This window comes from Bacillus sp. BR3(2024), assembly GCF_039134555.1.
In the GTDB taxonomy this organism is placed as follows: Bacteria; Bacillota; Bacilli; order Bacillales; family Bacillaceae_G; genus Bacillus_A; species Bacillus_A cereus.
Genome location: NZ_CP152433.1, coordinates 1461825 through 1474717 on the forward strand (window position 1 = coordinate 1461825; position 12893 = coordinate 1474717).

Below are 12893 nucleotides of genomic sequence, written 5' to 3' on the forward strand. Positions count from 1 at the left end.
CTTCCGACAAAAATAGACAGATACTCCATCACACATATTATTTTATAGGTACATATTATATATGTAGAAACTTATGTGAAGGAGGAGAGAATGCATGTTTCAACAACCTAACTTATATCAGCAAACGAATCCATATGCACAGCAAAATATGTACCAATATAATAAGGATACATATTTACGGTATAATATGTATCCTTTCGAGCCTTATTATGGAAATCAAAATTATTATCAACCGTTTGAAGTGTCCTTTATGAATCAAGCTCAACAACCACAACAGCAGCAACCTTATGTGAATCAAGCTCAACAACCACAACAGCAGCAACCTTATGTGAATCAAGCTCAACAATCACAAGCTCAGCAACCATACATGAATCAACCACAGCAGCAGCCTTATATGAATTCGCAATATTATATGCCACCACCATCTCCGTATGCTAATCAACAAGCGATGTTTTATCCACCAAAACAACCGTACCCGACGCAGGGTAAGCAAAAGCAACAACAGCCAAGTCAGTTTTCTAGTTTTGTTTCTCAATTTAAAACATCAGATGGTAACTATGATGTAAATAAAATGATGAATACAGCTGGACAAATGATGAATGCGATGAATCAAGTGACAGGTATTGTAAAGCAAGTTGGAGGCTTTTTTGGTAAGTGATGTTGAAGGATTGTCTATAAAAACAATGTAAATGAAATAAAGGACTAGACAAATTTCCTTGTAATAAATGGGTATATATAACAAACGGCTTTCTCTCTTTTCTCATACTGTAAAGTGTAATCAGATTTTTTTAACGAGAGAGGAGAGAAAAAACTATGCATCATTGTCATCCTTGCTTTGGAGGGCATAAGCCTACAGGACCTATTTGTACGACTGCTCCTGTCATTCATCCGACGAAACAATGCGTAACACACTCTTTTTCAACAACGGTGGTGCCACACATTTTCCCAACACATACAACACATGTACATCATCAACAAATTAAAAACCAAAACTTCTTCCCACAAACAAATTCAAATGTAAATGTTGTGGACCCAATCGACCCAGGATTCGGTGGCGGATGTGGACCGTGTGGCCATGGTCATCATCATCATCATCACCACGGTCATCAAATATCTCCATTTGGGCCAGGACCGAATGTATCACCGTTTGGACCAGGACCAAATGTATCACCGTTTTTACCAAACAATGTATCACCAGTAGGTCCAAATATCGGACCAAACGTTGGTGGAATATTTAAAAAGTAAATGATATGTTAGAACTAGCGAAATGCTAGTTCTTTTTTTGTAATTGGAGTGTTGATATGAAAGTTATTGCAGTAACAGGATATAAGCCATTTGAACTTGGAATATTTAAAAATGATCATCCAGGAGTGGAGTGTATAAAGAAAGCATTACACCGTAAATTAATCACTTTTGTAGAAGATGGTTTAGAATGGGTTATAATAAGCGGCCAATTAGGTGTAGAATTATGGGCTGCTGAAGTTGTTTTTGAAATGCAAGTAGAATATCCTGATTTAAAATTAGCGGTATTCACTCCGTTTTTAGAACAAGAAGAAAATTGGAAAGAAGATAATCGTGAATATTACGAATTTATTCTTTCTCAAGCAGACCATGTTGATAGTATCACGAAACGGAAGTATGAAAGCCCAGAGCAATTTAAATTAAAAAATCAATTTTTTATTGAAAAAAGTGATGCGCTTTTAGCGGTATACGATGAAGAAAAACCAGGAAGTCCCAAATATATTGTAGAATCAGCAAAGAAAAAAGGGGAAATAGAAAATTATCACAGTTATTTCATTCTTTTTTCTGATTTACAAGATATAATAGAAGAGGAACAGTGGAATAATGCAGAGTAATATGTAATATAGTACTCGTATATATGATTGACAAAAAGCATTGTTTCTGAAAAAATTTAGTTAATGAAAGTTTTGGTAAAAATTTGAGGTGAAGAAAATGATTTCGGATAAAATTAAATTAACAGCGAAAGATATTTTAGAAAAAGAATTTAAAACAGGTATGAGAGGTTATCAGCAAGAAGAAGTAGACAAGTTTCTTGATATGATCATTAAAGACTATGAAGCTTTCCACAAAGAGTTTGAGCAATTAAAGCAACAAAATGCTCGTTTAAAGCGTGAATTAGAGGAACAAAAACTAGCAGTAACGCAAGTTCCACAACAACCTGTACAAACACCAGTTGCACAACCGGTTTATAACAACACGAATACGGATATTTTAAAACGCTTATCTAACTTAGAAAAAGCTGTATTTGGAAGTAAGTTATACGAATGATGTAAGGTGGGAAAAGGTTTAAGCATTTTACATAGAAAAAAACGTTGCAAAATCTTTTTGTTTCCACTATACTAATGGATGTCATAACGTTTGGGTAATCGCTGCAACGCCAACGTTGTAGAGGAAAGTCCATGCTCGCACGGCCTGAGATGGCTGTAGTGTTCGTGCCTAGCCAATTCATAAGCTAGGGTATTCTGGCTGTAAGGCTGGTTTAACGGCAGGGAAAAAACCTAAGTCCTTTCGGATATGGTTTGACTACCTTTAAAGTGCCACAGTGACGAAGTCCTTGAAGAAATGATAGGAGTGGAACGAGGTAAACCCCACGAGCGAGAAACCCAAATAATGGTAGGGGAATCTTTTCCAAGGAAATGAACGACGGGAAAGGACAGGTTTTATAACCTGTAGATAGATGATTGCCACCGGAGTACGAGGCGTGGGCCGTTTGTAGTACAAAGGAACAGAACATGGCTTACAGAACGTTATGAACCAACTATGAAATAACTCAGCTCTCCTTTGTTAGAGGAGGGCTTTTTATTTGTATGAAGTTATAAAGTATGAGTTAAAATGGTTAATGAGAAAATTTTTCGTAAAATGTAATAATTAATAGGACCAATTGCTATTAATTATTGTTTGAATATACATAAGAGGTGAATGCAAATGGGAAAAGTTACTTTAATTGCAACAGCGGCAATGGGTATTGAAGCGTTAGTTGCCCGAGAAGTTCGCGATCTTGGTTATGAATGTCAAGTAGAAAACAGCAAAGTAACATTTGAAGCAGATGAAAAGGCGATTTGTCGTACGAACTTATGGTTACGTACTGCGGACCGTGTAAAAATTAAAGTTGGCGAATTTAAAGCAACGACATTTGATGAGCTATTTGAAAAAACGAAAGCATTAAACTGGGGAGATTATATTCCAGAGAATGGCGAATTCCCTGTTATCGGTAAATCTTTAAAATCTGAATTATTCAGTGTTTCGGATTGCCAACGTATCGTTAAAAAAGCTGTCGTTGAAAAATTAAAAACAACATATAAACGTACAACTTGGTTTGAAGAAGATGGTCCGTTATTCCGTATCGAGATTGCAATGCTCAAGGATATTGCAACATTAACAATTGATGCGAGCGGTGTTGGGCTTCATAAACGTGGATACCGTATGGATCAAGGGGAAGCTCCGTTAAAAGAAACATTAGCTGCGTCTCTAATTAAATTAACAAACTGGAAGCCAGATCGTCCATTTGTTGATCCATTCTGTGGATCAGGTACAATTCCGATTGAAGCAGCATTAATTGGACAAAACATTGCACCAGGATTTAACCGTGGTTTCGCATCTGACGAGTGGGGCTGGGTAGGTAAACAAAACTGGCGTGAAGCTCGTCAAGAAGCTGAAGATTTAGCGAACTATGATCAACGATTACAAATCATTGGATCAGATATTGATCATCGTATGATTCGAGTTGCTCAAGATAACGCAGAAGAAGTAGGCTTAGGCGATTTAATTACATTTAAACAAATGCAAGTAAAAGATTTCACAACAAAAGAGGATTATGGCTACGTTGTAACGAATCCTCCATACGGAGAACGTTTAAGTGAAAAAGCACTCGTTGAACAACTGTATAAAGAAATGGGACAAGTATTCCGCCCATTAGATACATGGTCAGCGTATGTATTAACAAGCTACGAAGCATTTGAGAAGTGTTACGGAAAAGATGCGTCGAAGAAGCGTAAGCTGTTTAACGGATTTATCCGTACAGATTACTACCAATACTTCGGAAAACGTCCACCGCGTAATTCATAGTATAAAACTCCTCTAGCGCGCATATACTGGCTATTATGTAATGCGTAAAGGAGGAAGTCATATGGATAATTTTCAATTATCAATGATTCAAAAAGCTATTCACCGTACGTATGATGAGCTCGGAAAAGAAGTGGATAGTCAAGGTGCGATTGTAGATGAAATACAAAAAGCACAAGAAGAATATTTGTCAGCTCTTTCACATGAAACAGCGATTGATAAACGGTATTTAAAGTCATTAATATAGAAGAAAATTTTCCTTTTTCGAAAGGAAAATTTTTTTTCGTGAATTTCTATGTATTGCAACAGGGGAAAGTGGCTGCACACATATGCGTAGCAGTTGCTATTATCTTTTTATAGAAAAACTTTTTGGTTGGAGGCTAAGGATGTTTACTGAGAAGAGATTACCATTTGAAGTAGGAAAACAAGATAATTTTTATGATAAGTTGAATGAGTGGATTGGAGATGTGTTTTATGACATCCTTCCGGAAAAAGGCTTTGAAGAGCGTGATGAACAAATTTTTATGGCGTTTCAGTTAGAACGCGCTTTCCAAGAAAAGAAAGTTATGTTCGCAGAAGCTGGTGTAGGAACAGGGAAAACAATTGTATATCTTCTATATGCAATTTGTTACGCGCGTTATACTGGGAAACCAGCTATTATTGCTTGTGCAGATGAAACGTTAATTGAGCAGCTTGTGAAAGAAGAAGGGGACATCGCTAAGTTATCTGAAGCATTAGGGCTATCTGTTGATGTAAGGCTTGCAAAATCAATGGATAATTATTTATGCTTACGTAAACTTGAAGATGTTATGAGTGGACGAGCTCCAGAAGTAATTGAAGACGTATATTACGAGTTACCACAGTTTGTATTCGATCATGGTACGATGCAAAACTTTACTCACTATGGTGACAGAAAAGAATTTCCACTTTTAAATGACGAAGAATGGTCAAAAGTAAATTGGGATTACTTCCAAGATTGCTTTACTTGTGATTCTCGTCATCGTTGTGGACAAACTCTTTCTCGTGAACATTATCGTAAAGCAGCAGATTTAATTATTTGTTCTCAAGATTTCTATATGGATCATATTTGGACGTACGATGCTCGTAAGCGTGAAGGGCAAATTCCATTATTACCAGAAAGTAGCTGCGTTGTATTCGATGAAGGACATCTTGTAGAATATGCAGCTCAAAAAGCTTTAACATACCGTTTAAAGCAAACGATGATGGAGCAACTATTAACGAGATTGCTACAAAACGATATTCGTGAGGAGTTTGCACATTTAGTAGAAGAAACAATTTGGCAAACTGAACGATTCTTTGATGTGTTACAAGAGAATAAAAAGGAAATTGCCGGTTCTGATCGTCTAGAAATTACTGTGACAGAAAAAGTAACAGCTGAAGCGAAACGACTTTATGCAAAAATCGGTGAAGTTGGAGATGCATTAGTATTCGAAAGTGAAATGCATACAGTAAACACGTATGATTTAAATATTGTTGATGAGCATTTAGATGTATTAGAACATTCACTTCGTCTGTTCATGCACGAGAAAAATGTAATTACTTGGGGTGAAGAAGGTGATGGTGCCTTCACGTTAGTTATTATGCCGCGTGCAGTTGAAGAAGTGTTACAAGAGAAAGTATTCTCGAAGAAAATACCGTATATTTTCTCTTCTGCGACATTATCGAACAACGATTCATTCGCTTTCACAGCTAATAGCCTAGGGGTAAAAGATTACTTGTCATTCTCAGTTGCTTCACCGTTTGATTACGAAGAGCAAATGACAGTAAACTTACTATCACATACGAAAGAAAATGAATGGGAAAGAAAGTGTCAATATACACTTGAAAATATACAAAAAACAAATGGACGTACGCTTGTATTATTCCGTACAACGCAAGAGCTTGCAGCGTTCAAAGAGTATGTAAGTAAAGAGCAAATGTCGGTTCCGTTCTTATATGAAGGAGATCAGGAAATTAGCCAGCTCGTTTCTCGTTTCCAAAATGAAGAAGAGACTGTACTTTGTGCGGTTCATTTATGGGAAGGTTTAGATATTCCTGGTTCATCATTATCGCACGTTATTATTTGGTCTTTACCATTCCCTCCAAACGATCCTGTGTTTGAAGCGAAACGTAAGCACGTAAATGATCCATTCTGGGATGTAGATGTACCATATATGATTTTACGACTTCGTCAAGGAATTGGGCGTTTAATTCGTACAAGTGAAGATAAAGGTGCTATATCAATTTTCTTATCTGATTCAGAAGATGAGAAAGTAGTTGCAGCTGTGAAAAATGTACTGCCAGTAGAAGGTAAAGAATTATAAGGAGAAAGCTTGGCGCTTGCCAAGCTTTTTTTCTATTATAAAAGGAATTTATGTTTCTGTGTCGAATTAAATTTGAGGTAGAAAAAGGAGGCTTTTATACGATGACAGTTGCTACATATGAAGTAGAAAAACAATTTTTAACATACGTGAAGAAGATACAAAATTACGGAGAAGCATTAAGTTTAATGTTTTGGGATTTAAGAACAGGTGCACCCAAAAAAGGTGTAGATCAGCGTTCAGAAGTAATTGGTATGCTTTCGTCAGAAGTGTTTGCTATGTCGACTTCAGATGAGATGGGAAACTATTTAACAGAGCTTGAAGCTTTAATACGTGAAGATAAACTTTCTGAAACAACGAAGAAAATGGTTGAAGAGTGTCGGAAAGAATATGATAGAAATAAAAAAATTCCACAAGCTGAATATGAGGCTTATGTGAAATTAGAAGCGAAAGCAGAGAGTGTGTGGGAAGAAGCTCGTGAAAAATCTGATTTCGAAATGTTCCGCCCATACTTAGAAAAAATTGTTGAATTTAAAAAGAAATTTATTACATATTGGGGTTATGAAACATATAAATATAATACATTATTAGACATGTATGAGCCAGGTATTACAGTAGAAGTTTTAGATCACGTATTTGGTCAACTTCGTGAGCGCATCGTGCCGCTTGTAAAAGAAATCTCTGAGTCTAAAAAAGGATTAAAAACAAGTGCTTTATCGGAACAATTTTCAAAAGAAAAACAAAAGAACTTTACATTAGAACTATTAAAGCAATTGAATTATGACTTTGAAGCAGGTCGTCTTGATGAAACAGTGCATCCTTTCGAAATTACATTAAATAGAGGGGATGTTCGTATTACGACACGCTATGATGAAAAAGATTTTCGTATGGCTGTTTTTGGAACGATTCATGAATGTGGTCATGCAGTATATGAACAAAATATTGCAGAACAATTTGAAGGTACACCACTTTGCAGTGGTACATCTATGGGTATTCACGAATCACAATCATTATTCTTTGAGAACTTTATCGGCCGTAATAAATCATTCTGGAAGAAAAATTATGATTTATTAAAAGAGTATAGCAATGGTCAATTTGATGATATGTCAGTCGATGAATTTTATGATGCAATTAACGAATCGAAGCCGTCATTCATTCGTATAGAAGCAGATGAGCTTACATACCCGCTTCATGTTATGGTGCGTTATGAATTAGAGAAAGAATTATTTGATGGTACATTACAAGTGAAGGACTTACCAGCAGCTTGGAATGATAAGATGGAAGCATATTTAGGAATTCGGCCGGAAAATGATGCGCAAGGTGTATTGCAAGATGTTCACTGGGCTGGTGGCTCATTTGGATACTTCCCATCTTATGCACTTGGTTACATGTATGCAGCGCAATTTAAGCAAAGAATGTTAAAAGACATTCCGAACTTTGATGCATTATTAGAAGCAGGAAACGTAACACCAATTCGTAAATGGTTAACAGAAAACATTCACCAATACGGTAAAACGAAAAAGCCACTTGAAATTTTAGAAGATGTAACAGGTGAAGGCTTAAATGCAAACTACTTAGCCGATTATTTAGAAGCGAAATATAAAGAGATTTATGAGTTGTAAAAAAAGAGCTGCTTAATTGCAGCTCTTTTTTAAAGGGGGATGGGAGAATGGACTATACATATACAGTAATGACGCAAGAAGAAGCAGAAGAAATTGCATACAACTGGCATTATGAAGGGAAATACTCCTTTTACGATATAGAGGCAGATGAAGAAGATTTAGCTGAATTTTTACATGATGAAAGTAGAGGGAATCATACATTTTCTGTGAAGGAAAATGGCACTCTCATTGGTTATTTTACTGTTTGTAAAATAAATGACGGAACGGTTGATATTGGTCTTGGAATGAGACCTAATATAACTGGGAACGGATTTGGTTTACAGTTCTTAAACGCTATACTAGCTTTTAGTAAAGAAAAATATGGATGCAAGTATATAACACTATCAGTAGCTATATTTAATGAGAGAGCGATTAAAGTGTATAAAAGGGCAGGGTTTGAAGTAGTTGGAACGTTTATACAGAAAACAAATGGTAGTTGTTTTGAGTTTTTGAAAATGAATTATATATGTAAAAATGATTAAAAAACAGAAGAATCTCCTTCTGTTTTTTTATGCAGAAATAAATCATACTTTTTGTAATTGGAAGTTTTGAAATTTTGGAAGAGGATGTGTATGATTGAAGTTTAATAGTAAATAGCAAGTTTAGTAAGGAGAGACAGCATGAGTATAATTAAAACGAAAAATGAAATAGAGTTAATGCATGAATCTGGAAAATTACTTGCTTCATGTCATAGAGAAATTGCGAAGATGATGAAACCAGGTATTACTACAAAAGAAATTAATACGTTTGTTGAAGCATATTTAGAACAGCATGGTGCAACGTCTGAGCAGAAAGGGTACAACGGATATCCATATGCGATATGTGCATCTGTAAACGATGAAATGTGTCATGCGTTTCCGGCCGATGTTCCTTTAACTGAGGGTGATATTGTAACAATTGACACGGTAGTAAACTTAAATGGGGGTCTTTCAGATTCTGCTTGGACGTATAGAGTTGGAAAAGTTTCTGATGAAGCAGAAAAGTTGTTGTTAGTAGCTGAGAATGCTTTGTATAAAGGAATTGACCAGGCGATAATCGATAACCATGTAGGAGATATTGGCTATGCAATTGAAAGTTATGTAACAAATGAAGGTTTTTCTGTTGCAAGAGACTTTACGGGACATGGAATCGGTAAAGAGATTCATGAAGAACCAGCAATTTTTCATTTTGGGAAACAAGGACAAGGACCTCAGTTACAAGAAGGAATGGTAATTACAATTGAACCGATTGTAAATATAGGTATGCGATATTCTAAAGTAGATTTAAATGGGTGGACTGCACGAACGATGGACGGGAAATTATCAGCTCAATATGAGCATACAATTGCGATTACAAAAGATGGGCCAATCATTTTAACGAAGTTGTAATTGGGAATGAAAGAGTTTGCAAAACTCGAACGAAAATAGTAGTTTTTAAAAATTTGTACGTGTTTTTTCGATAAATGCTTTTCAAAGCATAAAAAGTACGTTATAATCCTTCTATAAAATAAATAGTTAGCTACACTCATATAATCGCGGGGATATGGCCTGCAAGTTTCTACCGAAGTACCGTAAATACTTTGACTATGAGTGAGGACGAATATAATTGCTTGTTTAGCATTCTTTTTTTGCGAAACTCCAAAAGCGCGTCTCTCACTTGTAACGAGTGGTGGCGGCTTTTGGAGTTTTTTTATTGCATAAGAGGGGGAACAAACATGAAAGTATTACAAGAAAAGATTTTGAACGAAGGAAAGGTTTTATCTGGTGACGTATTAAAGGTAGATGCTTTTTTAAATCATCAAATTGATCCAGTACTTATGCAAGAAATCGGAAAAGAATTTGCTAAACGTTTTAAAGAAGAGAACATTACAAAAATCGTGACGATTGAATCTTCAGGCATTGCACCAGCAGTTATGGCTGCATTAGAGCTTGGTGTAAAAGTAATTTTTGCACGAAAACGTAAATCGTTAACGTTACAAGATAATATGTACGTTGCAAACGTATATTCATTTACAAAACAAGAAACAAATGAAATTTCATTATCTCGAAATCATATCGATGAAAATGATCGTGTATTAATCATCGATGACTTTTTAGCAAACGGTCAGGCTGCTTTAGGTTTAATGAGTTTAGTAGAGCAAGCTGGAGCGAGTATTGCAGGGATTGGAATTGTTATTGAAAAAGCATTTCAAGATGGAGGAAAGAAGCTTCGTGAACAAGGCGTTCGTGTTGAATCACTAGCAGAAATTGCATCACTTGATAACGGCACAGTTACATTTGTACAGCAAAAAACTGCGGAGGTGAAATAAACGATGAAGCAGCATCCATTTAAAATTGCATCGCTTGGTATGCAGCATATGCTTGCAATGTATGCTGGAGCAATTATCGTTCCGCTTATTGTGGGCGGTGGACTTGGTTTAAATCAAAAAGAGTTAACATATTTAGTCTCAATTGATTTATTAATGTGCGGCGTTGCGACAATTTTACAAGCATTATCAAATCGCTTTTTCGGTATAGGACTTCCCGTTGTACTTGGTTGTACATTTACAGCCGTTGGACCGATGATTGCGATTGGAAAACAATACGGTGTGTCTTCAATTTATGGAGCAATTATTGCTGCTGGGTTATTCGTTGTTATTTTTGCGAAATTATTTGGAAAACTTGTAAAACTGTTTCCACCTGTTGTAACAGGATCTGTTGTTACTGTAATTGGAGTTACACTTGTTCCAGCAGCAATTAATGACATGGCTGGAGGAGTAGGAAGTAAGGATTTCGGTAGTCTTGAAAATTTAGCATTAGCATTTGGTGTGTTATTATTTATCATCATTATGTATCGTTTCTTTGATGGATTTATTCGTTCAATCTCTATTTTACTAGGTCTATTGTTCGGTACTATCGTTGCAGCGTTTATGGGGAAAGTAAGTTTGCAAGCGGTTGGAGAGGCGGATTGGTTCCACGGTATTCAACCATTTTACTTTGGTACACCAACATTTGAATTAACACCAATTATTACGATGATTCTCGTTGCTTGTGTAGGGATTGTAGAAGCAACGGGTGTATACTTTGCATTATCTGATATTTGCAATAAAAAAATCGGTGAAAAAGAATTAACAAAAGGCTATCGCGCAGAAGGATTAGCGATGGTGTTAGGTGGCATTTTCAACGCGTTCCCATATACAACATACTCTCAAAACGTAGGACTTGTTCAATTAACTGGAGTAAGAAATCGCGTTATTATTTATACTTGCGGTGGTATGTTAATCGCACTTGGTTTCATTCCAAAAATCGCAGCTATTACAACAATTATTCCGAAATCAGTACTGGGCGGTGCGATGTTAGCGATGTTCGGTATGGTTATGGCATATGGTATTAAAATGTTAAGTAGCGTTGACTTCGGAAGACAGGAAAACTTATTAATCGTTGCATGTTCTGTCGGAATTGGGCTTGGCGTAACAGTCGTTCCTACATTATTTTCACAACTCCCAGAAAGCATTCGTATTTTAACAGATAACGGAATTGTACTTGGAAGTGCGTCAGCAGTACTTTTAAATATCGTATTTAATATGGTGCCGCAGCGCAAAGTGAAAGTAGAAGAAGAGCCAGTATCTATGCAAAGTGCAGTAAGAGAAGCGTAAAAAAGCAAGGTCTCGTTATGAGACCTTGCTTTTCTTTTTAAGTGGCATCATTTTCCCGTAAGTACCAAGACGCCAAATGTACTCAAGTGGTCCGTATTGGTAATGTGAAAGCCACCAGCGGCTAATAAAGATTTGTAACGTGTAGAAACTAATGCAGAATAGTGGTCCAACCCATAGTGGAGCCAGATAATCATTTTTAAACAATAGCCCGAATACAAGTAATGTAACAATTGTATGCGAGATGTAATTTGTTAATGCCATTCGTCCAACGTATTGGAATGGACGTAATAACGTTTGCCATTTTTCTTTTTGTAATAAACGCATTAGTGTGAAAATGTAGAATATGAATAACGTTTTTCCGCTAAACATTGTAAAGACCTGCATATAAATTGGTTCATAAAATGGTTTTGATAAGAAGTAACGAACCATGAAGAACCACATTGGTAATGTAAAAAGGAACATAATAATTTGCCATTTTTTAAGCTTTGGATCTAACTCTTTCGCGCGGCGGAAAATATCCTTTTTGCCGGCGTATAAACCAAGTAAAAACAGCCCAACTGTTTCTGGGAGCATAAGTAAATTTAATCCAATTCCATCAGCGTAAAATGCATGGAAACGATTTTGTATTTGTGACAGCCAGTCTTCTAATGGCATGATAGGTAAGGAAAAACCTAGCTCTTCCTTTGGTACCAATGCAACCGTAATACCAGCCATTAGCATAATGAATTGAAAAATACTCAATAAAACGATAGCCCATATTAAAATAGTACGAGGTTCTCTCTTATAAAATAAAAATAAGAAAAATCCAGCAATCGCATAAGTATGTAAAATGTCTCCGTCCCATAAAAGAACGTAATGTAAGAAACCGAATAATAATAAAATAAGTAAGCGGCGAACAAATAAAATTTTTGGATGATCTGTTTTCGCTTCAGCACGACTCATAAAAATATAAAAACCTAATCCGAATAAAAACGAAAAAATTGTATAAAATTTCGTTTGAATAAACATATCGTAAAATAGGCGAATGTAGCTGTCTATCCCTTCGTAAATTCCTGAAAGATCACGTGAGTCAACCCCGGCGATAACAGGCCAATTCACAAGAAAAATACCTAGTACAGCTATTCCTCTAATAATATCAATGGAGTGTATCCTCTCGCCTTGTGTGAGATTTTGTGTCATTTTTTTCCTCCTTGTTAAGTAATTCCCTTTTATTAT

At 36.0% G+C, this 12893-nt stretch carries 13 protein-coding genes, 1 other RNA gene and 1 riboswitch; of the genes, 13 read left to right on the forward strand and 1 reads right to left on the reverse strand.

The genetic code is table 11. The features are described from left to right. The first annotated feature begins 94 nt into the window (after positions 1 to 94). The 13 genes from V7S45_RS07660 to pbuX all read left to right on the forward strand — a co-directional run bounded on the left by V7S45_RS07660 (position 95) and on the right by pbuX (position 11678). Entirely contained in the window at positions 95 to 658 is a 564-nt protein-coding gene (locus tag V7S45_RS07660) for a YppG family protein (protein ID WP_342761714.1), read from the forward strand. 155 nt (positions 659 to 813) lie between these two features. Beyond that, entirely contained in the window at positions 814 to 1245 is a 432-nt protein-coding gene (locus V7S45_RS07665) for a CotD family spore coat protein (protein ID WP_000546272.1), read from the forward strand. Positions 1246 to 1301: 56 nt separating this feature from the next. Then, positions 1302 to 1856, forward strand: a complete 555-nt coding sequence (locus V7S45_RS07670; protein ID WP_000862908.1) for a DUF1273 domain-containing protein — start codon at positions 1302 to 1304, stop codon at positions 1854 to 1856. 97 nt (positions 1857 to 1953) lie between these two features. After that, the gene (gpsB, locus tag V7S45_RS07675; protein ID WP_000622431.1) at positions 1954 to 2289 is read left to right on the forward strand and encodes a cell division regulator GpsB; all 336 of its coding nucleotides are present in this window, start codon (positions 1954 to 1956) and stop codon (positions 2287 to 2289) included. Positions 2290 to 2375: 86 nt separating this feature from the next. Then, an RNA gene (rnpB, locus tag V7S45_RS07680) (RNase P RNA component class B) lies at positions 2376 to 2766 on the forward strand. 180 nt (positions 2767 to 2946) lie between these two features. After that, positions 2947 to 4086: a class I SAM-dependent RNA methyltransferase gene (locus V7S45_RS07685; protein WP_000521224.1), complete on the forward strand. Its 1140-nt coding sequence runs from the start codon at positions 2947 to 2949 to the stop codon at positions 4084 to 4086. 61 nt (positions 4087 to 4147) lie between these two features. Next, positions 4148 to 4330: a DUF3921 domain-containing protein gene (locus V7S45_RS07690; RefSeq protein ID WP_000368570.1), complete on the forward strand. Its 183-nt coding sequence runs from the start codon at positions 4148 to 4150 to the stop codon at positions 4328 to 4330. 139 nt (positions 4331 to 4469) lie between these two features. Further along, positions 4470 to 6407: an ATP-dependent DNA helicase gene (locus V7S45_RS07695; protein WP_000493709.1), complete on the forward strand. Its 1938-nt coding sequence runs from the start codon at positions 4470 to 4472 to the stop codon at positions 6405 to 6407. A gap of 101 nt (positions 6408 to 6508) precedes the next feature. Continuing rightward, positions 6509 to 8026: a carboxypeptidase gene (gene ypwA / locus V7S45_RS07700; protein ID WP_342761715.1), complete on the forward strand. Its 1518-nt coding sequence runs from the start codon at positions 6509 to 6511 to the stop codon at positions 8024 to 8026. A gap of 47 nt (positions 8027 to 8073) precedes the next feature. Further along, complete coding sequence (locus tag V7S45_RS07705) at positions 8074 to 8547, forward strand: GNAT family protein (RefSeq protein ID WP_000386779.1); 474 nt, start codon at positions 8074 to 8076, stop codon at positions 8545 to 8547. Between the two features lie 138 nt (positions 8548 to 8685). Further along, on the forward strand, positions 8686 to 9432 hold the full coding sequence (locus V7S45_RS07710; RefSeq protein WP_000022484.1) for a type I methionyl aminopeptidase: 747 nt from the start codon (positions 8686 to 8688) through the stop codon (positions 9430 to 9432). A 116-nt stretch (positions 9433 to 9548) separates the two neighbouring features. Next, positions 9549 to 9650: riboswitch (purine riboswitch) on the forward strand. A 108-nt stretch (positions 9651 to 9758) separates the two neighbouring features. Continuing rightward, positions 9759 to 10352, forward strand: a complete 594-nt coding sequence (locus V7S45_RS07715; RefSeq protein WP_017657090.1) for a xanthine phosphoribosyltransferase — start codon at positions 9759 to 9761, stop codon at positions 10350 to 10352. Positions 10353 to 10355: 3 nt separating this feature from the next. Further along, positions 10356 to 11678, forward strand: a complete 1323-nt coding sequence (pbuX, locus tag V7S45_RS07720) for a xanthine permease PbuX (protein ID WP_000809213.1) — start codon at positions 10356 to 10358, stop codon at positions 11676 to 11678. Positions 11679 to 11693: 15 nt separating this feature from the next. Here pbuX and V7S45_RS07725 read toward each other — a convergent pair whose 3' ends face one another. Further along, positions 11694 to 12857 (reverse strand): DUF418 domain-containing protein, encoded by a 1164-nt coding sequence (locus V7S45_RS07725; RefSeq protein WP_000193191.1) that lies wholly within the window; start codon positions 12855 to 12857, stop codon positions 11694 to 11696. Positions 12858 to 12893 lie beyond the last annotated feature (36 nt).